22 protein-coding genes are annotated in these 20,020 nt (G+C 68.4%); 12 read left to right on the top strand and 10 right to left on the bottom strand.

From position 1 onward, the window contains the following. Both JD292_RS11210 and JD292_RS11215 read right to left on the bottom strand, forming a co-directional pair. Nucleotides 1-657 carry a DUF1345 domain-containing protein gene (locus JD292_RS11210; RefSeq protein WP_200132837.1) on the bottom strand — a complete coding sequence of 219 codons (657 nt, stop codon included), beginning with the start codon at nt 655-657 and terminating at the stop codon, nt 1-3. Nucleotides 658-772: 115 nt separating this feature from the next. Next, a complete protein-coding gene (locus tag JD292_RS11215) occupies nt 773-1,021 on the bottom strand; it encodes a DUF4287 domain-containing protein (protein ID WP_369411234.1) in 249 nt (82 codons plus the stop codon). Nucleotides 1,022-1,281: 260 nt separating this feature from the next. On the opposite strand from JD292_RS11215, the gene JD292_RS11220 reads away from it, so the two are divergent. Further along, nucleotides 1,282-1,998 carry a DUF3060 domain-containing protein gene (locus JD292_RS11220; protein ID WP_200132839.1) on the top strand — a complete coding sequence of 239 codons (717 nt, stop codon included), beginning with the start codon at nt 1,282-1,284 and terminating at the stop codon, nt 1,996-1,998. Nucleotides 1,999-2,111: 113 nt separating this feature from the next. Continuing rightward, entirely contained in the window at nt 2,112-2,966 is an 855-nt protein-coding gene (locus tag JD292_RS11225; RefSeq protein WP_200132840.1) for an EamA family transporter, read from the top strand. Here JD292_RS11225 and JD292_RS11230 read toward each other — a convergent pair. From JD292_RS11230 to JD292_RS11255, 6 genes are all read right to left on the bottom strand, one after another. Then, nucleotides 2,963-3,688: an SDR family oxidoreductase gene (locus tag JD292_RS11230; protein ID WP_200132841.1), complete on the bottom strand. Its 726-nt coding sequence runs from the start codon at nt 3,686-3,688 to the stop codon at nt 2,963-2,965. The two genes, JD292_RS11225 and JD292_RS11230, sit on opposite strands and share 4 nt — an antisense overlap. A 136-nt stretch (nt 3,689-3,824) precedes the next feature. After that, the gene (locus JD292_RS11235; RefSeq protein WP_200132842.1) at nt 3,825-4,202 is read right to left on the bottom strand and encodes a zinc ribbon domain-containing protein YjdM; all 378 of its coding nucleotides are present in this window, start codon (nt 4,200-4,202) and stop codon (nt 3,825-3,827) included. 135 nt (nt 4,203-4,337) lie between these two features. Continuing rightward, nucleotides 4,338-4,742 carry a VOC family protein gene (locus JD292_RS11240; RefSeq protein ID WP_200132843.1) on the bottom strand — a complete coding sequence of 135 codons (405 nt, stop codon included), beginning with the start codon at nt 4,740-4,742 and terminating at the stop codon, nt 4,338-4,340. A 110-nt stretch (nt 4,743-4,852) separates the two neighbouring features. Beyond that, nucleotides 4,853-5,320, bottom strand: a complete 468-nt coding sequence (locus tag JD292_RS11245; protein ID WP_200132844.1) for a hypothetical protein — start codon at nt 5,318-5,320, stop codon at nt 4,853-4,855. Nucleotides 5,321-5,447: 127 nt separating this feature from the next. Next, nucleotides 5,448-6,521, bottom strand: a complete 1,074-nt coding sequence (ychF, locus tag JD292_RS11250; RefSeq protein ID WP_200132845.1) for a redox-regulated ATPase YchF — start codon at nt 6,519-6,521, stop codon at nt 5,448-5,450. Between the two features lie 28 nt (nt 6,522-6,549). Further along, nucleotides 6,550-6,987, bottom strand: coding sequence for a DUF1761 domain-containing protein (locus JD292_RS11255; RefSeq protein WP_200132846.1), 438 nt, complete (start codon nt 6,985-6,987; stop codon nt 6,550-6,552). A gap of 147 nt (nt 6,988-7,134) precedes the next feature. On the opposite strand from JD292_RS11255, the gene JD292_RS11260 reads away from it, so the two are divergent. Next, entirely contained in the window at nt 7,135-7,719 is a 585-nt protein-coding gene (locus tag JD292_RS11260) for an exonuclease domain-containing protein (protein WP_200132847.1), read from the top strand. A gap of 104 nt (nt 7,720-7,823) precedes the next feature. Next, nucleotides 7,824-9,485: a DNA recombination protein RmuC gene (locus JD292_RS11265; protein ID WP_200132848.1), complete on the top strand. Its 1,662-nt coding sequence runs from the start codon at nt 7,824-7,826 to the stop codon at nt 9,483-9,485. 170 nt (nt 9,486-9,655) lie between these two features. Here JD292_RS11265 and glpX read toward each other — a convergent pair whose 3' ends face one another. Beyond that, nucleotides 9,656-10,639 carry a class II fructose-bisphosphatase gene (gene glpX, locus JD292_RS11270; RefSeq protein ID WP_200132849.1) on the bottom strand — a complete coding sequence of 328 codons (984 nt, stop codon included), beginning with the start codon at nt 10,637-10,639 and terminating at the stop codon, nt 9,656-9,658. Between the two features lie 132 nt (nt 10,640-10,771). Here glpX and fbaA point away from each other — a divergent pair, with 132 nt between their 5' ends. The 3 genes from fbaA to JD292_RS11285 all read left to right on the top strand — a co-directional run bounded on the left by fbaA (nt 10,772) and on the right by JD292_RS11285 (nt 14,346). After that, entirely contained in the window at nt 10,772-11,800 is a 1,029-nt protein-coding gene (gene fbaA / locus JD292_RS11275; RefSeq protein WP_200132850.1) for a class II fructose-bisphosphate aldolase, read from the top strand. After that, complete coding sequence (locus JD292_RS11280) at nt 11,800-12,666, top strand: DUF6264 family protein (protein ID WP_200132851.1); 867 nt, start codon at nt 11,800-11,802, stop codon at nt 12,664-12,666. The genes fbaA and JD292_RS11280 overlap by 1 nt, the downstream gene beginning before the upstream one ends. 186 nt (nt 12,667-12,852) lie before the next feature. After that, the gene (locus tag JD292_RS11285) at nt 12,853-14,346 is read left to right on the top strand and encodes an MFS transporter (protein WP_200132852.1); all 1,494 of its coding nucleotides are present in this window, start codon (nt 12,853-12,855) and stop codon (nt 14,344-14,346) included. 54 nt (nt 14,347-14,400) lie between these two features. Here JD292_RS11285 and JD292_RS11290 read toward each other — a convergent pair whose 3' ends face one another. Next, complete coding sequence (locus JD292_RS11290; protein WP_200133004.1) at nt 14,401-15,432, bottom strand: 4-hydroxy-3-methylbut-2-enyl diphosphate reductase; 1,032 nt, start codon at nt 15,430-15,432, stop codon at nt 14,401-14,403. Between the two features lie 186 nt (nt 15,433-15,618). Here JD292_RS11290 and xseA point away from each other — a divergent pair, with 186 nt between their 5' ends. The 5 genes from xseA to JD292_RS11315 all read left to right on the top strand — a co-directional run bounded on the left by xseA (nt 15,619) and on the right by JD292_RS11315 (nt 19,987). Continuing rightward, on the top strand, nt 15,619-16,839 hold the full coding sequence (gene xseA, locus JD292_RS11295; protein WP_200132853.1) for an exodeoxyribonuclease VII large subunit: 1,221 nt from the start codon (nt 15,619-15,621) through the stop codon (nt 16,837-16,839). A 59-nt stretch (nt 16,840-16,898) separates the two neighbouring features. Next, a complete protein-coding gene (locus JD292_RS11300) occupies nt 16,899-17,144 on the top strand; it encodes an exodeoxyribonuclease VII small subunit (protein WP_200132854.1) in 246 nt (81 codons plus the stop codon). 3 nt (nt 17,145-17,147) lie between these two features. Beyond that, nucleotides 17,148-17,825 carry a DUF4245 family protein gene (locus tag JD292_RS11305; RefSeq protein ID WP_200132855.1) on the top strand — a complete coding sequence of 226 codons (678 nt, stop codon included), beginning with the start codon at nt 17,148-17,150 and terminating at the stop codon, nt 17,823-17,825. A 7-nt stretch (nt 17,826-17,832) separates the two neighbouring features. Continuing rightward, the gene (locus JD292_RS11310) at nt 17,833-18,504 is read left to right on the top strand and encodes a carbonic anhydrase (RefSeq protein WP_200132856.1); all 672 of its coding nucleotides are present in this window, start codon (nt 17,833-17,835) and stop codon (nt 18,502-18,504) included. Between the two features lie 76 nt (nt 18,505-18,580). Then, on the top strand, nt 18,581-19,987 hold the full coding sequence (locus JD292_RS11315; RefSeq protein WP_369411235.1) for a class II fumarate hydratase: 1,407 nt from the start codon (nt 18,581-18,583) through the stop codon (nt 19,985-19,987). The last annotated feature ends 33 nt before the right edge of the window (nt 19,988-20,020 follow it).

Raw genomic sequence — 20,020 nt, forward strand, 5'->3', positions numbered from 1 at the left:
CTAGCCGAGACCCGCGACGAGGTTGATCACGGTCGCGATGATTCCGGCCCCGAACAGGTAGGCGAGCAGCGTTTGCGCGATCACGATCCGGCGGATTCCGACGTCGGAGATGTTCGTGTCCGACACCTGGTACGTGAGTCCGAGGCCCACCGCGAAGTAGGCGAAGTCGGAGTAGCAGGGGTCGGTCTGCTCGTTGAAGTCGATGCCGCGGCGGGTGCCTCCGGAGCCGTCGTCCTCGAAGTAGACGCGGGCGTAGTGCAGCATGTAGTTCGTCTGGATCGCGAACCAGGAGGAGGCGACGCTCACGATCGCGATGCCCGCGAGGACGACCGCTTGCAGCCCGTCCGCGTGGCGGGCCTCGATGATCACGATGAGTACCGCGGCGAGGCTCGCGACGCTGCCGACGACCGCGACGAAGCGGGCGATGCGGCGGCCCGGATCCTCGATCGTGGCGTGGGATCGCGTCGCGGCGCCGTCCATGCGCCAAACGGCCAGGAGGGTCAGCCCGGTGCTCACCGTGAGGAGAACGGCCCAGCCGATGAGGAGGCCAGCCGGCACGCCCAGCAGCGGAATGCCGATCGCGGCCCCGATGATCCCGGCGAGGGCAGCGGCGACCCTCCGCCAGCGCGCCCGCGTCCGTACCGTTGCCTTATCCATGGGCGAATGCTATCCGATGCGGTGCGGCTCCCAGCACCGGGCGGCCCGGGAACGCCGGGTGACGCCGGGATCAGGGGTTTGGCCAGGCGTCGACGGGCAGTGGTTCGGTCTCCCCTCACGCACCGCCGTGCTCGGCGCGGAACACGTGCACGAGCGCCTGCGCGTGCCCGTGCCCCATGCCCTGCTCCTTGAGCCAGGCGACCTGCTCCATGTGCTTCCGCCCCGCCTGCGGCTGAAGGGCGGCGATCCACTCCTCGATCGTTCGGCCGTACTTCGCTTCGATGAACGGGAAGTAGGACTTCGGCCCTCGCAGCGGGTCTCTGGGATTCGCGTCGGACGCCGACGCCACCTTCTGATCGGTCACGGTTCGCTCCCTCGCTTCGCCCGCCAGCCATTCCGACCCCGTCATTCTGATCCCCCGTGCCGCTTCCGGCAAGCGCAGATGCAGAATCGGGTATGGCCGGCCGTCGCCATTCCTGGCAGGCCTGTGGGTGGGGCTCGGGCCGGGTGTCCAGCAGGCAAGCCCCAGCGCGTGTCCGCGCATCAGCGACGTTGCGCGCGATTCCGAGTCCAAATTCCGAGGAGCGCCTGGAGGCTCCGTCGCCTCGCACGTAGGCTGAGGGCATGACCGGACACCTCTCGCATCGGCCCACCCCCTCGATTTCGACCCCGCTGACCCGAGCGGTGCGCGGCATCAGCGCCCTCGCCGTCGCGTCGGCGGCACTGCTTCTGATCTCCGGCTGCGCGGTCGGCGGGGGCCAGGCGGACGGCCAGGGAGCCGGGTCGGGCGCGGGATCGGGCTCCGGATCCGGGGCGGGTTCTGGAGCGGGCGCGAACACGCTCGGAACCGAGGGCGGATCCTGCACGTCCGGCGAGAACGTGACGATCGCCGGCGAGGGCGCAGCGGTCGCCCTGGTCGGGGAGTGCGGAACGGTCGAGATCTCGGGAAACAAGGTCAACGCGAATATCGAGTCGGCAAAATCCGTCGTGATCACCGGCAACGAGGTGACGGCGCTCGGGGACGAGTGGGGTTCGGCCGAGGTGAACGGATCGCAGAACACCGTGAATCTCTCGGATCTTGCCCTCCTGAAGATCTCCGGCAGCGGCGCGAAGGCGATCATCTCGGACGATCTCGGGCAGGCCGAGATCGACGGCGAGGGCGCGATCCTCAACGGCGAAGATGCGAAGAGTGTGCGCATCAGCGGCAACGGGGCGAACGTGACCCTCACCGGATCGCTCGCCGCACTCGAGGTCACGGGCTCGAACAACGCGGTCGCGTGGGCGACCGGGGTCGCGGCCCCGCAGCCGGCCCCGGGCTCCGGAAACACCTTCCGCCACTGATCAGGCCGCTGAGACGGGTGGAGCACCGCGCCCTGACGCCGTGAGCTGGTCGCGGCGACGGCTCCCGCCGAGCCGAGTGGACACCGATCCCCTCGAACTGCTGTACTGGCCTGATGCCCTCACCCGCCGCATCAGCCTCAGCTCCACGGGTCGGAGCGCTGTTCGCGATCGGTTCGATGAGCTGCGTGCAGCTCGGGCTCGCCGTCTCCGTGGGGCTGTCTGAGCAGCTCGGTCCAACCGGGGTCGCCTGGCTCCGGCTCGTCTGGGCGGGGCTGATCCTCCTCGTCGTGGCGCGGCCCTGGCGGGCAACGTTCACGCGGAAGGCGTTCTGGACGTGCGTGGCCCTCGGGGCCGCGACCGCCGGGATGACGGTGTTCTTCATGTGCGCCGTGATGCTCATCCCGCTCGGTACCGCGAGCGCCCTCGAGTTCCTCGGGCCGCTCGGCGTCGCGGTCGCACGCGGAACCGGCAGGAGTCGCCTGTGGGCGATCGTCGCGGCGGCCGGCGTCATCGCCTTGACCGAGCCATGGCACGGGCGGGCCGATCCGATCGGGATTCTCTTCGCCCTCGGCGCCGCGGCCTGCTGGGGCGTCTACATTCTGCTCACCCAGCGCGCCGGCGACAGCGTCGAGGGACTCAACGCGCTCGCCGTGTCGATCCCCACGGCCGCCGTCGTGGCGAGCTTCACGATCACGCCAGCGCTATTCGCGAAGCTCGATCTCACGGTGCTCCTCGCCGGGCTCGGACTCGCGCTGCTCCTCCCCCTCGTGCCGTTCATCCTCGAGCTGCTCTCGCTCAGACGACTGAACACCGCGACGTTCGGCACGCTCATGAGCCTCGAGCCCGCGTTCGCGCTCGTGATCGGGGCGGCGATCCTGCATCAGATTCCGACGCCCCTCGCGGTCGTGGGGATCGCGCTCGTCATCACCGCGGGGATCGGCGCGACGCGCACCGGGGCGCGCAGCTAGGCCCGCGCCCACTCCGCGCAGCTCGGGCCCGCGATCAGGGCTTTCGAACTAGGGATCAGCGTCCCGTCCCGGAGCGCCCTGCCGAACGCGCCGGGAAGCGCCAGCTCGACCACCCTCCGCGACTCGCCCTTCGCCGCGAGCCGCGTTCTGAGTACGTCGGCCATGCTCATCCGGTCCGGGCCCGCGGTCTCGAGCGCCTGCCGCTGCGAAAACTCGCTCGCGAGCTCCACGAGCCGCTCCGCAACCGTTTCCGCAGCCACGGGCTGACAACGCATCTCGGGGAGCGCGCGCCACGGCCCCGTCTTCACGGCGTACTGCTCTGCGAACTCGAAGAACTGGGTGGCACGCAGCACCGTCCACGGCACGGATCCGGCCGCGACCAGCTCTTCCTGTCGAGCCTTTCCGGCGTAGTAGCCGTGCGGCGCCTTCGTCGCGCCCACGATCGACAGCGGAACGTAGTGCTTCACCTCGGCCTCGCGCGCCGCGCGCAGCAGGTTCTGCGTGGCCCTCGTGAAGAAGGCGACCGATTTGCGGGCTGAGGTGGCCGTCACGCCCGAGACGTCGATCACGGCGTCGACGCCGTCGAGTCGCAGGCCCTCACCCGAGAGCAGGTCGATGCCGAGCGAGCGGGCGATCGGGAGTGTCTCGTGACCGGCGAGCTCGGCCTGTCGAATGACACGCACCCCCACCGCACCCGTTGCTCCGGCCACCGCGATCAGCATCATTCCTCCGCCCGGGACTCGCTCCGATCAAGCCTCCGGCCAGTATATGGGCGTGAATCGTCCGTGAACGGGAGGAAAACCGGGTGCGTCGCGGGGGTCCCGCGGACGCGAAACGGCGGTTCCCGATCCAGCGCGGTTAGAGCACCTTCTTCACGACGCTGGACTTCAGGTTCATCCGCCCGAATCCGGGCACCGTCGCGTCGATATCGTGGCCGTCAGGGCCGGACGGGTTGAGGCGGATTCCCTTCACCTTCGTGCCGACCTTGACGGTTCCCCCACCGCCGCCCTTGATCTTGAGATCCTTCACGACCGTGACCGTATCGCCGTCCGCGAGCACATTGCCGACCGCGTCGGTGATCGTCGCCGCATCCGCTGTGGCACTGTCGGCATCAGCGGCCGGCTCGGCCTGATCGGCGGACCACTCGTGTCCGCACATCGGGCACACGAGCAGGGCCCCGAGCTCGTAGGTGTACGACTCGGCGCACTCCGGGCAGGCGGGAAGCGTGTCAGACATTGATCCTCCTGTCGCCGCAGGCCTTATCCGGCTACAGCTGTTTGTCATGCATCACTGCCTGACACCCTGCCACAACGCGCACCGCCACGGGCGATGCCTGCCCGCCGGGCGTGGCACCCGGGCTTCACGCCCCGGTCAAGCCGCCGTTTCACCCGTCGGCTTCATCCAGAAGGGCGAATAGTGGTAGCCGTCGAGGTCGTCGAACTGGCGCTGATACATGAAGGGGTACTCGTCCGTGTCACCGATCCGTGCGCCCGCGGCAGCGGCTCGCTCGACGAGCTCATCGACCGCTTCACGGCTCTCCAGATCGAACGAGAGCGTCACCTTCGAGGGCGTGTCCGGCCCACCGATCAGCTCCTCCACGCCGCCAACACTCGCGTACATCTCGCGGCTCGACAGCATGAGGAACTGGTCCGGCGCGATCGCAATGCACGACACGCCATCGTTCGACATCTCGGCGTTGAGCGGCCAGCCGAGTGCGGCATAAAACGCGGTCGCCCGCTCAACGTTTTCCACTGGGCAAGAAATGTAGAGGCTCATGGGGGCAATGCTCCTCGCACGCGTGGGCGCTGTCAATGGACCTTCAGGATGCTATGCGGGGAATCGTGCAGTGTTACTGAGGGGCCCCTGAGCGCTGGGCTCCGTCAGGATCAGGACCGCTCAACTGGCGGATCGACCTGCCGCGTGAGTCCGGTCCCCTCTTCGAGCGTCCATCGCAGGCCCTGCGCATCACGGAAGTTGACCCTCACGATCATTTTCGTGCCTTTTCCCTTCACCAGAAGGTGTACCCGTTCCGGCGAGAGCGAAAGATCCGTGAGTGTGCCCCAGTGATAGGTGGGATCACTGGGAACAACGAATTGCCCCGGAGGCAAAGCCCCCAGATTGAGGGAATGATTCTGGACGCCACCGCTCAGTCGTTGGCTCTCCACGCAAACGTCAAAAACGGGCTTCGAAGAACCGTTGAACAGGAAAAGCGCCCATTCCTCGTCCCGGCTTCGATCCGGAAGCTTGGCACCGAGAACAAATACGAGCCCGGCCTGCTCACGGGCCTGCGCATCGGCTGCGGTCCGCCTCAGGGCCTCGGCGTCTCGATCTCGCTGCTCTTCTACGGTCAGCATTCGCCGGTTCACGCGCCACGCAACGACCGCGGCCCATGCAGCGAGGAACCCACCGAGGCCACCGACCCACTCGGCCAGAGATCCCCATTGAAAACTCACGTCACTCAGCCCTATCCGCGCATTGGGGTCAGACGTTGAACCGCCACTCGCAGACGTCGCCGTCCTGCATGACGTATTCCTTGCCCTCCATGCGCGCCTTGCCCTTGGCGCGGGCCTCGGCCACGGAGCCTGTCTCGACGAGGTCCTCGAACGAGATGATCTCGCCCTTGATGAAGCCCTTTTCGAAGTCCGTGTGGATCGCGCCAGCGGCCTGCGGGGCGGTCGCGCCCTTCTTGATCGTCCAGGCGCGCGCCTCCTTGGGGCCCGCCGTCAGGTACGTCTGCAGGCCGAGGGTATCGAAGCCGACGCGAGCGAGCTGGTCGAGACCGCTCTCCTCCTGGCCGATCGACTGGAGCAGTTCGGCGGCGTCGTCCTCGTCGAGCTCGATGAGCTCGCTCTCAAGCTTGGCGTCGAGGAAGATCGCCTTCGCGGGGGCGACGAGCTCGGCGAGTTCAGCAAGACGGCCTGCGTCCTGCAGCACGCCCTCATCGACGTTGAACACGTAGAGGAAGGGCTTCGCCGTGAGCAGCCCCAGTTCGCGGATCGGCTCCAGATCGAGTCCGGAAAGGGAGAGCAGGGTTCCCTCGTTGAGCACCTTGATCGCGTCCTGCGCTGTCGACACGACCGAGGGGTCGATCTTCTTGGACTTCAGCTCCTTCTCGTAGCGCGGAAGGGCTTTTTCGATCGTCTGCAGGTCGGCAAGGATGAGCTCGGTATTGATCGTCTCCATGTCGCTTGCGGGATTGATGTCGCCGTCGACGTGGATCACGTCGGGGTCGGAAAATCCGCGCACCACCTGGGCGATCGCGTCCGCCTCGCGAATGTTCGCGAGGAACTGGTTGCCGAGGCCCTCGCCCTCGCTCGCGCCGCGGACAATACCGGCGATGTCGACGAAGCTGACGGGCGCCGGGAGGATCCGCTCCGAGCCGAAGATCTCCGCGAGCTTGTCGAGCCGCGGATCCGGCAGGTTCACCACGCCAACGTTCGGTTCGATCGTTGCGAACGGGTAGTTCGCCGCGAGCGCGTCATTGTGCGTGAGCGCGTTGAAGAGCGTCGACTTGCCGACGTTCGGAAGACCTACGATGCCGATAGTAAGAGCCACGGGGGTTCAGTCTACCCGCTGCCCGGGCTCAGCTCCCCACCGAGCCGAGGGCCGGGGGCCAGACGCCGATGATCGCTGCCACGACCATGATCGTGACGAACTCGTGGGCGCAATTCATGAGGGTGAGTGCCGGCGGGCGACCCTCGAAGGCGTCGTGGGTGATGAACCGGGCCGCCGTGAGCCCGGCCCAGAGCACCGCGCCGGTGAGCAGCGCCGATACGAGGAACGATCCGCCGTAGAACTCGAAGGCGATCCAGATGGCGCCCGCGAGCACCCACGAGGTGATGAAGCTGACGACGAGGGTGATCAGGATCGGGGCCACCGCCGACTTGCCGCCACCCGGGGTGACTTTTGCCAGGCGCATCCAGGCGTTTCCGAACACCTTCGGGGTGTACCAGACGGAGCCGACCACCATGGTCGACAGGGTGGCGGCGACGACGGCCAGATAGTTGATCGCGGGGACCATGGGTGACTCCTGGGGTGAGGTGTGGGGTTGGGTGGGGTGAGGTGAATCAGCGCCCGCGCGATCGCCCGGGATGGATCAATAGTGCCATCCATCTGGTCTTCCAGCGGGCCGTTCATGAGTGTCAGCGGGGTGTGACAGGCTAGTCGCGTGCCCGTCGACTTCACCGCGATCGATTTCGAGACCGCGAATAGCCATCCCTCCTCCGCCTGTTCCGTTGGACTGGTGCGAGTTCGGGACGGCGCGGTCGTGGAGCGGATCAACTGGCTCATCAAGCCGCCGCCAGGGCACGCCGAGTTCCTGCGCTTCAATGTCAAGATTCACGGGATCACCGCCGAAATGGTGGAGGACGCCCGCGAATGGGCCGATCAGCTCCCCGATCTGACGGGGTTCATCGGCGCGGATGTCGTCGTGGCGCACAACGCGAGCTTCGACATGGGCGTGATCCGGGCAGCCTGCGCTGAGACGATCACGCCGACGCCGCGGCTCAAGTACCTGTGCAGCGTGCAGATGTCGCGCCGCACCTACGACATTCCGTCGCACCGGCTTCCGCTCGCCGCCGCTGCCGCCGGATTCGGCGACTTCGCGCACCACGACGCGCTCGCGGACGCCGAGGCCTGCGCCGCGATCATCATCGACGCCGCGCGCCGCCACGAGGTCGCCGACGTCGCGCAGCTGACGAAGAAGACCGGGCTTCGGCTTCAGCAGTTGAAGGCCATCCCCCTGAAGCTCTAGCGCTCCCGGACGCGCGACGGGAACGGGGATTCGAACGATGGATCCGTCCGTGTCAGTGGTCAGTCATAGCCTGACCCCAACACCCCATCGGAAGGACCGCCCGTATGAACACGCTCGCGATCGTGCTGCTCTCCGCGAACCTCGTCCTGCTCATCGCGCTGATCGCCATCGTCCTGCTTCGCACCCGGGGCGCCGTTCCGGGAGGCAGCGGCCAGCCCGGAGAGCTCCGCGCGGTCGGCGGTGAACTTCGCCAGGAGTTCGCGGCTCAGCGCGCTGAGCTCGCGCAGTCGCTGGCAATGGGTCAGCAGCAGCTCGACACCTTGATCAGGGCAACGTCCGGTGCTCAGGCGCAGGAGCTCGCCCGAGAGCGCGAGTCGCGCGATGCCGCCCAGCGGGCCCAGGGTGAGCTCCTGGAGCGCTCGCTCGTCGGCCTCTCCGATCGCATCCACGCCGGTGCGAAGACGAGCGCGGAGTCACACGCTGAGCTCAAATCATCCGTGGAGAGCCGCTTCGACGAGCTCCGCGCGGCGAACGATGCGAAGCTCGAACAGGTCAGGGTCACCGTGGGCGAGAAGCTGCAGTCCTCGCTCAAGACCTCGCTGGATGAGAATGCGCAGCGCATGCAGACACTCACCGAAACGCACGTGCAGAAGCAGGAGGAACTGCAGCGCACGCTCCGCGAGGAGCTCGAGAAGCTGCGCCAGGGCAACGAAGCGAAGCTCGAGAAAATGCGCGAGACCGTCGACGAGAAACTGCAGGGCACGCTCGAGCGCCGTCTCGGTGAATCGTTCAAACTCGTGAGCGATCGCCTCGAGCAGGTGCAGAAGGGCCTTGGCGAGATGCAGTCGCTCGCCTCGGACGTTGGCGGCCTCAAGCGCGTGCTCACGAACGTGAAGACGCGCGGCAGCTGGGGCGAGGTGCAGCTCTCGCGGCAACTCGAGGATCTCCTCACCCCGGAGCAGTACGAGGAGAACGTGGTCATCCGCCCGGGCTCGCGCGACAGCGTGGAGTTCGCCGTCAAGCTTCCCGGCCGCGGCGAGGACGAGAAACCGGTGTACCTCCCCATCGACTCGAAGTTCCCGCAGGAGGACTATGAGCGCCTCCTCGAGGCCCAAGAGGCCGGCGAGCGCGAGGCCGTAGAGGCCGCGACCAAGACGCTCGAGCGGGTCATCCTTGCGCAGGCGAAACTCATCTCGGAAAAGTACATTTCACCACCGCAGAGCACCGACTTCGCGATCATGTATCTCCCCACCGAGGGCCTCTTCGCAGAGGCTATTCGCCGGCCCGGCCTCGCGAGCCGTCTGCAGAGCGAACAGCGCGTGCTCATCACCGGCCCCACCACGCTTGCCTCGCTCCTGAACAGCCTCCAAATGGGGTTCCGCACGCTCGCCATCGAGCGACGCAGCTCCGAAGTCTGGCAGGTGCTCAGCGCCGCGAAGCTCGAGTTTCAAAAGTACGGCCGGGTCTGGGAAAAGCTCGAAAAACAGCTGCAGACCGCGCAGAACACCGTGCAGCAGGCGGGCGTGCGAACGCGCGCCGTCGAACGCCGGCTTCGCGCCGTCGAGACCCTTGACACCGGCGGCCAGCAGGGCGTCCTCGACGACGTCCTCGCGGACATGGCCGAGCTCGACGCCGAGGCCGAGGCCGAGACAAACAGGGCATCCTCTCCGAGCGCGGAGAGCAGCGCCGTCAGCGGCGCCGCCGAGGCAGCGCCGAACGGCGAGCTCGACGAACTGTGGGGCGACACCGAACGGCACGCGGAATAGCCCGCCCGAAGGAATGACCTTGGATCGGAGGCTCCCATGCGCGCCGCGACACCGGGGCGAAGCTCAGCGGCCCCGCACACGCGAAACGGGGCCCGGGCACTGCCCGGACCCCGTTCGATCCCTATCCCGATCGGGCCTCGCTCACCAGAGCGCGCCGATCCTCGCGGAGACTAGTCCCAGCGGTTCGGATCCATGTCGCTAATGACGTGGCGGATCGTGCCCGAGTGCGAACGCATCACGATGCTCTCGGCGCGCACGAACGGGCCGCGACGCTGCACGCCCTCAACGAAATCGGCCGAGGTGATACCCGTCGCCACGAAGTAGCAGTTGTCGCTCGCGACCAGGTCATTGGCCTCGAGCACGCGGTCCAGATCGTGACCCGCGTCGATCGCGCGCTGACGCTCGTCGTCATCCTTCGGCCACAGACGCCCCTGGATGACGCCGCCCAGCGCCTTCACCGCGCACGCGGTGATGATGCCCTCGGGGGTACCGCCGATACCCACGCACATGTCGATCCGGGAATCCCAGCGGGCCGCGTTCACGCCGCCAGCAACATCTCCGTCCATGAGCAGGCGCGTCCCGGCGCCGGCCTCGCGGATCTCACGGATCAGCCCCTCGTGACGCGGACGATCGAGCACCGCAACACGGATATCCGACACGTCGACGTTCTTCGCGCGAGCGAGCGCGCGAATGTTCTCCCCGATCGGGCGACGAATATCCACGACGCCGACACCGTCGGGCCCGCACACGAGCTTGTCCATGTAGAACACCGCGGAGGGATCGTACATGCTGCCGCGATCCGCGACCGCGATCACGGAGAGCGCGCCCGGGCGCCCCTCCGCGGTGAGGCGCGTGCCGTCGATCGGATCGACGGCAACGTCGCAGTCAGCGCCCTCGCCGTTGCCCACGACCTCGCCGTTATACAGCCACGGGGCGTCGTCCTTCTCACCCTCACCGATAACAACCGTTCCGGTCATATTCACCGTCGAGAGGAAGCGGCGCATCGCGTCAACCGCGGCGCCATCCGCAGCGTTCTTGTCACCGCGGCCGATCCACGGCGTCGCACGCATCGCGGCCGCCTCGGTCGCGCGGACAAGCTCCATCGCGAGGTTACGGTCGGGCTGCCAATCGCCAAGCGAGTCAGGTTCAGTCATGACTCCAAGCCTACCGCGTAGACTGGGAGGCCGAAGCGGCCAGAACACGACCGTGTCACCAGAGGCCCACGCACACACGCGCGGGGCCGGCACGGACGCCAGGCCGATCCGCCAAGACGCCAAGGAGCCCACATGCCCGTCGCCAGCCCCGAACAGTACGCCGCAATGCTCGACGCCGCGAAGAGTGGCGGCTTCGCCTTCCCCGCGGTGAACGTATCGAGCTCGCAGACGCTGAACGCCGCCCTGCAGGGCTTCGCCGAGTCGGGATCCGACGGCATCATCCAGGTCAGCTTCGGCGGCGCTGACTACTTCGCCGGCCACACCGTCAAGAACCGCGCGGGCGGGGCCATCGCCTTCGCCAAGTACGCGGAAGAGGTCGCGAAGGCCTACGACGTCACCGTCGCGCTCCACACCGACCACTGCCCCAAGCAGCACCTCGAGAGCTTCGTCCTGCCCCTCGTCGCCGCCAGCGAAGAGCGCGTCAAGGAGGGCGGCCTGCCCTACTTCCAGTCCCACATGTGGGACGGCTCCGCCGTGCCCCTCACCGAAAACCTCGACATCGCGAAGGAACTCCTCCCCCGCATGGCGGCCCTCGGGATCATCCTCGAGGTCGAGATCGGCGTCGTCGGCGGCGAAGAAGACGGGATCGCGCACGAGATCAACGACCAGCTCTACACGACCCTCGAGGACGCCGTCGCCACCGTCGAGGCCCTCGGCCTGGGCGAGCAGGGCCGCTACCTCACCGCCCTCACCTTCGGCAACGTCCACGGCGTCTACAAGCCGGGCGGCGTGAAGCTCCGCCCCGAACTCCTCGCAGAGATCCAGGCCGGGCTGCAGGCCAAGTACGGCACGGGCGAAAAGCCGCTCGACCTGGTCTTCCACGGCGGATCCGGTTCCTCGGCCGAGGAAATCGCCGAGGCCGTCTCGAACGGCGTCATCAAGATGAACATCGACACCGACACCCAGTACGCGTTCACGCGCCCCATCGTCGACTTCCTGTTCAAGAACTACGACGGCGTCCTCAAGGTGGACGGCGAAGTGGGCAACAAGAAGGCCTACGACCCGCGCGCATACGGCAAGCTCGGTGAGACCGGCATGGCCGCACGCATCGCCCTCGCAGCCGAACAGCTCGGCTCGGCGGGCAAGTCGGTGAGCGCCTGATGCCAGCCCCTGAAACGGAGCACCCCGAAGAGCAGCCGCAGGCGCAGCCCGCCGCCCAGCAGCAGCCGGAGCGCCCCCGTCCCGAGTATGGGGAGTACGCCCCGGACGGCTGGTCCTGGACACCCCCGGGAGCCGAGGAAACCACCCCCGGCGCCCCCGCGGGAGCCGCCGCCACCGCCACGGACGCGAGCGGGCGCACCGGCGTCCCGGCCGGCGTCCCGCACAACCTCGGCGCTCGGCCCACCGACGGCCAGGCCCCGCAGCGTTCCCGGGTCCCATCGGCTGGCGCGCAGCGCGCCCCCGGCGCGAACCCCACGAGCGGCGACCCCGCGCCCTACCGCGCCACGAGCCCCGGAGGCCCAGCGCATCAGGCCCCGCAGTCTCAGCCGCAGCAGGCGCAGCAGCCGCAGCAGCCGCAGCAGCCCCGCTACGCCCCCGCCCAGGGGAAGCCGCGCACGGCCGACCGCGTGATCACGATCATCCTGCTCGCCATTGGCGCGTTCGGCGCGCTCAACCTGGCCGCCTCAGGATTCGCGATCGTCCAGCAGATGCACCTGATGGGCGAGATGATCGGCCTCGAAAAGGTCACGGTGCCCGAGTGGGTCGGCCCCGTGGGCACGGTCGCCGGACTCGTCGTGCTGCTCGTCTACGCACTCAACGTGATCTACTCGATCCAGCGGATCCGCGCGAACAAGCTCGCCTTCTGGGTGCCGCTCGTCGCCGCGGGCATCGCGTTCGTCGTGATCATGGCCGTGTCGATGATCGCGATGGCCAGCATCCCCGACCTCATGCAGACCATGAATTCGGACCCATACGGGTCTCTGGATCGCATGATGAAGTATGTCGAGGAGACACCGACGCCGTAGCTCGGTGCACACCCGCGCGGGAGTCTTCCGCGCTCGCGGCGTTCGGTCCCAACATGCGGGCCGGACGCCGCGGCCTCTGAACGCGCAGCGCCCGGATCGAGCGGCCGTCTTTCGTCACTGTGAGTACGCCCGCCTCGCGAGACATTTTCCTCACCGCCGAGGCGTGAGCATCGCTACAGTAATCGCATGAATTCGGCGTCGAATCAGGCCACCGGCGGCCTCGCTCCCCGCACGGAACTCCCGCGCTCAACGGTCGCCCGCTTTGCCACGGGTTCGCTCGTGACCGGCGGTTTCTCGACCTTGCCCGGCCTCGTTCTGATCTACTACCTCACCGATTCCCTCGGGGTGACCGCGCTCGTCGCCGGCGGCATCGTCACCCTTGCAAAGATCTGGACGGTTCTGATCGATCCGTTGATCGGCGGCCTCAGCGATCGCGCGCTCGCGCGGACGGGGAGCCGGCGCGGGCTCATGCTGCTCGGTTCGCTCGGCCTGCCAATCGCCTTCGTGCTCACCTTCTCCGTTCCCGCTGGCACTCCGCCGGCCCTCGCCGCAGTGTGGGTGCTTCTCGCGTTCGTGGTCGCGGCCACCAGCTTCAGCCTCTTCCAGGTGCCCTACATTTCGCTCCCGGCCGAGCTCTCCAACCAGGCGCAGGAACGCACGCGCCTCCTCACCTGGAGCGTTGTCGTGATGGCCGCGGCGATTCTCTGTTTCGGCGCGGGCGGTCCGGAGATCCGCAGTCTGTTCCCGCAGAACCCGCCGCTCGGCTATTTCGCTATGGCGGTCGGCGCTGCGCTCATCCTCACGGTCGGGCTCGCGGTCGCTTCCACGGTTGCACCGCGCAAGCCCGTCCCCCGCGGCGTGGCCGATTCCTCCACCGCCGGAACTCCCGCGGCCGCCACGCTGGCGCACTACCGCGACGGGTTCGCCGTGCTGCGCACCAAAGGCCCGTTCCAGGCCCTGATGACCACGTATCTCCTCCAGTGCATCGCGACCGGACTCATGCTCGCGGGGGCGCAGTTCGTTGCCACCTGGGTGCTGCACGACGAGGACGCCGTAACCATCCTGTTCGTTTCCCTGATCGCGCCTGCTTTCCTGGTCGCCCCGGTGTGGCGGGTCATCTCGAACAGGGTGGGCAAGGACCGTGCTCTCCGCGCCGCGAGCGTGTGTTTTCTCGCCGCCACGATCCTGCTCATCGGGATGGTGTGGTTTCCCGGGTGGTGGATCGTCGTGCCGGTGGGGCTGGCCGGCGCGGCATACGCCGGGATGCAGTCCCTCCCGATGGCGATGCTGTCCGACGTGATCGTTCACGATGCGCGCGGTCTTCGCCGGGCCGCAGCGGCCGAGGGGTGGTCGCCGGACGGGGTGGCAGCGGGAGCAGCGCTCATCGCAGGCGAGACGCCCGACAGTCGGGCGGGTATTTTCGGCGGCGTCTGGACCGCCGGCGAGACGGCCGGCTTGGCACTCGGCTCGACACTGCTCGCGGTTGCCCTCGCGGCTACCGGCTACGTCGAGTCGGTCGCCGGGCACAGCGCGCAGCAGCCCTCGGCGGCGCTCACCGCGATCTCGCTGAGCTTCAGCCTTGTCCCGGCAGTTCTGATGGCGGTGAGCCTGGTGACGCTGCGGAGCTACCGCCTGCGCGAGCGTGACCTGGACGCGGAGAACCACCCCGCGCTCGTGTGAGGTCGGGCAACGACCCAGTGGGGCCCGCGAAAGCTGCTGCGATGCCCGCGGAAGCTAACGGACGCGGCCGCCGAGCGCGCGCGCATCGCGCTTGCCATTGGCGTCCTGGCGCAGCTCCTTCGGGAGCGAGAACACCAGGTCCTCCTCCGCCGTGACCGTCGCCTGCACGTCGGCGTAGCCGGCGTCGGCGAGGTCGTCGAGGAGTTCCTGCACGAGCACCTCGGGGACCGAGGCGCCGCTCGTGACGCCGACCGTGCGGACGCCGTCAAGCCACTCCTGCTTGACCTCGCTCGCGAAGTCGACCCGGTACGCGGCCTTCGCCCCGTACTCGAGCGCGACCTCCTTGAGGCGTACGGAGTTCGAGGAGTTGGACGAGCCCACGACGATCACGAGGTCCGCGTTCGGGGCGATCTTCTTGATCGCGACCTGGCGGTTCTGGGTGGCGTAGCAGATGTCGTCGCTCGGCGGATCCTGCAACTTCGGGAACTTCTCGCGCAGGCGGCGCACCGTCTCCATCGTCTCGTCCACCGACAGCGTGGTCTGGGACAGCCAGACGAGCCGCTCCGGATCCTTGACCTCGAGCGAGTCCACGTCATCGGGCGAGTTCACGATCGTGATGTGATCCGGCGCCTCGCCGCTCGTGCCCTCGACCTCCTCGTGGCCGGTGTGCCCGATCAGGAGGATCTCCATGTCCTGCTTCGCGAAACGAACGGCCTCGCGGTGTACCTTCGTGACGAGCGGGCAGGTCGCGTCGATGGCGTGCAGCCCACGATCGTCCGCCGCCTGCACCACCGCGGGTGAGACGCCGTGAGCGGAGAAGACGACGTTCGCGCCCTCGGGCACCTCATCGACCTCGTCGACGAAGATCGCGCCCATCTTCTCGAGCGTGCGCACCACGTGCACGTTGTGCACGATCTGCTTGCGCACGTACACGGGCGCGCCGAAGCGGTCCAGCGCCTTCTCGACCGCGACAACCGCGCGGTCCACGCCGGCGCAATACCCGCGCGGCGCCGCGAGCAGGACTTTCTTCTCGCCATCAACCGGGACGTCTTTCAAACGGCCGGCCTGCCGCCGCATGCGCGGCATCGCCAGACTCACCACGGGAGCGCCGATGGTGCGCTGATCCTGAAGCTGCTCGGTCATGCCACAGAGTCTACCGTCGGCCACCGACACGGGCCTGGGCGAACGGCACCCGCCTGCGCCAGGGCCACTGCACCCGTCGGCCAGCGGGGCGAAGCGCGCGTGTCGGCGGCCCCCGGTAGTCTGACTGGCATGGCAGCCGCAGACACGACTCCGGCCACGCGCGAGGCCCCCTGGCCCGTCGGGCTCATGAGCGAGAAGATCGCGGCCTGGATCGATCGCCTCGGCCAGGTCTGGATCGAGGGCGAGGTCACGCAGTGGCAGGTTCGCGGCGGCCACGTCTACGGCAAACTCCGCGACCTCGATCAGGACGCCACCGTGAGCTTCACCGTGTGGCGCTCGGTCGCGCAGCGCCTCACGGGCGAATTCTCCCAGGGCGATCGGGTCGTCGCCCTGGTCAAGCCGAATTTCTGGGTCAAGGGCGGCACGCTCACCGTGCAGGTCTTCGACATCTCGCACGTCGGCATCGGAGAGCTGCTCGAACGACTCGAACGGCTCCGCCGCCAACTGCAATCCGAGGGCCTCTTTGATGCCTCTCGGAAACGCCCGCTCCCCTTCCTGCCCTCCCTCATCGGCCTCGTCACTGGTCGCGACTCGGACGCGGAAAAGGACGTAATCCGGAACGCGACGCTCCGCTGGCCGGGGGTGAAGTTCAAGGTCCACTACGCCGCGGTGCAGGGCGATCGCGCCGCGGGCGAGGTCACGGCCGGAATCGAGGCGCTGGATCAGGATCCCGAGGTCGACGTGATCATCGTGGCCCGCGGCGGCGGCGACTTCCAGAACCTCCTCCCGTTCAGCGACGAAAAAGTCGTGCGCGCCGCGGCGAACGCCACGACCCCGATCGTGAGCGCGATCGGCCACGAGGCGGACCGCCCGCTCCTCGACGAGGTCGCCGATCTCCGCGCCTCTACCCCCACCGACGCCGCAAAGCGCGTCGTGCCCGACGTGGGCGAGGAGCTTGCGGGCCTCGATCAGGCCAGGGCTCGGCTCAGCGGCCGGCTCGGCCAGCTGCTCGCGCACGAGGCGGATCGGATCACGCAGCTCCGTGGTCGCCCCGTGCTCGCAACCCCGGAGCGCATCATCGACGATCGCGCCGAGGAACTCGTGCGCTGGATCGCGCGCGGCACTGAGCTCGCCGAGCGGGGCGTCGAGGACCGCGAGCGCGGAATCCGCGAGATGCGTTCCCGGCTCACCGCGCTCTCCCCGCGGGCCACGCTCGAGCGCGGCTACGCGATCGCGCAGCTGCCCGACGGGGCCGTGCTGCGCACCCCCGGGGATGCCCCCGCTGGCACCGAGCTGCGGCTCTCACTCGCCGAGGGATCGCTCGCGGCGCGCTCCGAGGGCGGGGCGTAGGCGGGGCACGGCAAAGGCGTATCCGGCCGATGTCAGCCGCTCCGGGTAAGCTGGTGTCCATGTCCGACACTGCCGCTCCGGATCCCTCGTCGCTCAGTTACGAGGAGGCCCGAGACGAACTCATCGCCGTCGTCGGCCGCCTGGAACAGGGCGGCGCGACGCTCGAGGAGTCGTTGCAGCTCTGGGAGCGCGGCGAAGCCCTCGCGGCCCGCTGCGAGGAGTGGCTGCTCGGCGCCCGCCGACGGCTCGAAGCAGCGCGGACGGGCGCGAGCGAGCGCGACAGCGCTGACGGGGGCACCGAGTAGTCGATGGCGAAGAAACAGAAGGCGCCGGTCGTCGTTGCCGAGCTCGGACGCCCCGAGACGCCCGCGGAAACCGCGGCTCGCAAGGCCGTCGACAGCCACAACTATCGCGCTCGGAAGACCGTCAACAATCTGGTCCTCTCCCTGCTCGTCAGCCTCGCCCTCGTCGTCGTGATCGTGCTCATGGTGCCCCGCGGAACCGGCGGGTACTCGGAGCATCGCGTCGACGTGCCGAAGCTCGCGCAGGAAGCCTCGCCGAGCGCCGGGCGCCAGCTCGCGGCCCCCGCGGTCCCGCAGGCGTGGAAGGCCAAGTCGGCGGGGCTGAAGCAGTCCGATGGCGTCACCCTGTGGCAGATCAACTACACGACGGTCGATGAGACCACCAAGACCGAGTCGTATGCCGCAGTCGTGCAGGCGTTCACCGCTGACGGCAAGCCCGTCACCGACGACTGGATCATGGGCCAGCTCGAGAACCAGAAGCCCACCGGCGCCGAAACGATCGGCGGAATCGACTGGGCCGTCTACGACCACACGGATCGCAACCCCGATGAGAGCAACATGCTCTTCGGCCTCCAGGGCACCTGGAAGGGCGACACGATCCTCGTCTACGGCACCGACACCCCTGAGACGCTGCGCGTGCTCGCCTCGGACGTCGCCGCCTCACTGAACGGCTCGAAGGAGTAGCACGAGCATGTCCGAACCCCGCGTCACCCCGCAGCAGGCCTGGGACGCCCTCGTCGCAGGCAACGATCGCTTCATCTCGGGCGGACCGCAGCATCCCCGCCAGGACGTGGAGCGTCGCAACGAGCTCGCGGGCGCCCAGAACCCCGACGCCGCCCTGTTCGGCTGCGCCGACTCGCGCCTCGCCGCCGAGATCATCTTCGACGCCGGGCTCGGCGACCTCTTCGTCGCCCGCAACATGGGCCACGTCGTCGCCGAATCGATCACGGCCTCCATGGAGTACGCGGTCTCGAACCTCGGCGTCGCCATCATCATCGTCCTCGCCCACGACTCCTGCGGCGCCGTCGCCGCGGCCGTCGGACAGATGGCGGAGGATCCGAAACCGGTGCCCACGGCCGTTGCGAACACCCTCGACCCGATCCTGCCCGCGGTTCAGCAGGTCTGGCTCCGCGAGCATCACGACACCCCGTACGTCGACGCCAGTCAGATCGACGCCGACGCCGTGGGCCGCGCCCACCTCGCCGGCACCGTCAACGCGCTGCTGCGCAGCTCGCGCATCATCAGCGACGCCGTAGCCCACGGGCGCCTCGGCGTCGTCGGCTGCCAGTACCGCCTCGCCGAGGGCCGCGCGGTGCCGATCAGCGCGATCGGCGCGCTCGACATCGCGAACCATCGCGCCTGACCCACCTACTCATTACTCCCGATACCCACCAGCTGCCCGTGCACGCACGGGCACACCCACGAGACGAAGGATGACCGTGAGCGAAGACACCGAGTACCGTATCGAGCACGACACGATGGGCGAGGTCCGCGTGCCGAAGGACGCACTGTACGCCGCGCAGACCCAGCGCGCCGTCGAGAACTTCCCGATCTCGGGCCAGGGTCTCGAGCCCGCCCAGATCGTCGCCCTCGCGCGCATCAAGCGCGCGGCCGCGATCGCCAACAAGGATCTCGGCATCCTCGACGCCCCGATCGCCGACGCGATCGTCGCCGCGGCCGACGAGATCATCGCGGGCGACCACCACGATCAGTTCCCGATCGACACCTACCAGACCGGCTCCGGCACCTCGTCGAACATGAACATGAACGAGGTCCTCGCGACCCTCGCGACGAAGCACCTCGGCGCCCCCGTGCACCCGAACGACCACGTCAATGCGTCCCAGTCGTCGAACGACGTGTTCCCCACCTCGGTGCACATCGCCGTCACCGGCGCGCTCATCGAGCAGCTCAAGCCCGCGCTCGCGCACCTCGCAGAGGCGCTCGAGGCGAAGGCGGAGCTGTGGAAGGAGGCCGTCAAGTCCGGCCGCACCCACCTCATGGACGCGACCCCGGTCACCCTCGGCCAGGAGTTCGGCGGCTTCGCCGCGCAGATCCGCTACGGGATCGAGCGCATCGATGCCGCACTCCCCCGCGTTGCTGAGGTTCCCCAGGGCGGCACCGCCGTCGGCACTGGCATCAACACTCCGCTCGGCTTCCCCGAGAAGGTCATCGCCGAGATCGCCCAGTCGAGCGGCCTCCCCATCACCGAGGCCCGCAACCACTTCGAGGCGCAGGCCAACCGCGACGGCCTCGTCGAGGCGTCCGGCGCGCTCCGCACGATCGCGGTCTCCATGACCAAGATCAACAACGATCTCCGCTGGATGGGCTCCGGCCCGAACACGGGTCTCGGGGAGCTCCACATCCCCGATCTGCAGCCCGGCTCCTCGATCATGCCCGGAAAGGTCAACCCCGTCGTCCCCGAGGCCGTGCTCATGGTGTGCGCGCGCGTCATCGGCAACGACGCGACCATCGCCTGGGCAGGCGCTTCCGGCTCGTTCGAGCTCAACGTGCAGATCCCGGTCATGGGCACCGCGCTGCTCGAGTCGGTCCGCCTGCTGTCGAACGCATCGATCGTGCTCGCTGACAAGACGATCGCGGGCCTCGAGGCGAATCTCGAGCGCGCCGCGGCGCTCGCCGGCATGAGCCCGTCGACGGTCACGCCGCTCAACCGCCTCATCGGCTACGAGGCGGCAGCGAAGATCGCGAAGCACTCCGTCGCCAAGGGCATCACCGTGCGCGAGGCCGTCATCGATCTCGGCTACGTCGAGCGCGGCGAGGTCACCGAGGCCGACCTCGACAAGGCCCTCGATCTGCTCTCGATGACGCACCCCGGCGTCGCCAAGTAACCCGCGGCAACGAGACAGCGGCCCGGTCCCCGA

This window comes from Leucobacter edaphi (assembly GCF_016522535.1).
GTDB lineage: Bacteria > Actinomycetota > Actinomycetes > Actinomycetales > Microbacteriaceae > Leucobacter > Leucobacter edaphi.

What these genes read in the sequence shown, in the direction of transcription:
- JD292_RS11210 (WP_200132837.1), bottom strand. Translation starts at nt 657, where the DNA reads ATGGATAAGGCAACGGTACGGACGCGGGCGCGCTGGCGGAGGGTCGCC.
- JD292_RS11220 (WP_200132839.1), top strand. Translation starts at nt 1,282, where the DNA reads ATGACCGGACACCTCTCGCATCGGCCCACCCCCTCGATTTCGACCCCG.
- JD292_RS11225 (WP_200132840.1), top strand. Translation starts at nt 2,112, where the DNA reads ATGCCCTCACCCGCCGCATCAGCCTCAGCTCCACGGGTCGGAGCGCTG.
- JD292_RS11230 (WP_200132841.1), bottom strand. Translation starts at nt 3,688, where the DNA reads ATGCTGATCGCGGTGGCCGGAGCAACGGGTGCGGTGGGGGTGCGTGTC.
- JD292_RS11235 (WP_200132842.1), bottom strand. Translation starts at nt 4,202, where the DNA reads ATGTCTGACACGCTTCCCGCCTGCCCGGAGTGCGCCGAGTCGTACACC.
- JD292_RS11240 (WP_200132843.1), bottom strand. Translation starts at nt 4,742, where the DNA reads ATGAGCCTCTACATTTCTTGCCCAGTGGAAAACGTTGAGCGGGCGACC.
- JD292_RS11245 (WP_200132844.1), bottom strand. Translation starts at nt 5,320, where the DNA reads ATGCTGACCGTAGAAGAGCAGCGAGATCGAGACGCCGAGGCCCTGAGG.
- JD292_RS11255 (WP_200132846.1), bottom strand. Translation starts at nt 6,987, where the DNA reads ATGGTCCCCGCGATCAACTATCTGGCCGTCGTCGCCGCCACCCTGTCG.
- JD292_RS11265 (WP_200132848.1), top strand. Translation starts at nt 7,824, where the DNA reads ATGAACACGCTCGCGATCGTGCTGCTCTCCGCGAACCTCGTCCTGCTC.
- glpX (WP_200132849.1), bottom strand. Translation starts at nt 10,639, where the DNA reads ATGACTGAACCTGACTCGCTTGGCGATTGGCAGCCCGACCGTAACCTC.
- fbaA (WP_200132850.1), top strand. Translation starts at nt 10,772, where the DNA reads ATGCCCGTCGCCAGCCCCGAACAGTACGCCGCAATGCTCGACGCCGCG.
- JD292_RS11280 (WP_200132851.1), top strand. Translation starts at nt 11,800, where the DNA reads ATGCCAGCCCCTGAAACGGAGCACCCCGAAGAGCAGCCGCAGGCGCAG.
- JD292_RS11285 (WP_200132852.1), top strand. Translation starts at nt 12,853, where the DNA reads ATGAATTCGGCGTCGAATCAGGCCACCGGCGGCCTCGCTCCCCGCACG.
- JD292_RS11290 (WP_200133004.1), bottom strand. Translation starts at nt 15,432, where the DNA reads ATGCCGCGCATGCGGCGGCAGGCCGGCCGTTTGAAAGACGTCCCGGTT.
- xseA (WP_200132853.1), top strand. Translation starts at nt 15,619, where the DNA reads ATGGCAGCCGCAGACACGACTCCGGCCACGCGCGAGGCCCCCTGGCCC.
- JD292_RS11300 (WP_200132854.1), top strand. Translation starts at nt 16,899, where the DNA reads ATGTCCGACACTGCCGCTCCGGATCCCTCGTCGCTCAGTTACGAGGAG.
- JD292_RS11305 (WP_200132855.1), top strand. Translation starts at nt 17,148, where the DNA reads ATGGCGAAGAAACAGAAGGCGCCGGTCGTCGTTGCCGAGCTCGGACGC.
- JD292_RS11310 (WP_200132856.1), top strand. Translation starts at nt 17,833, where the DNA reads ATGTCCGAACCCCGCGTCACCCCGCAGCAGGCCTGGGACGCCCTCGTC.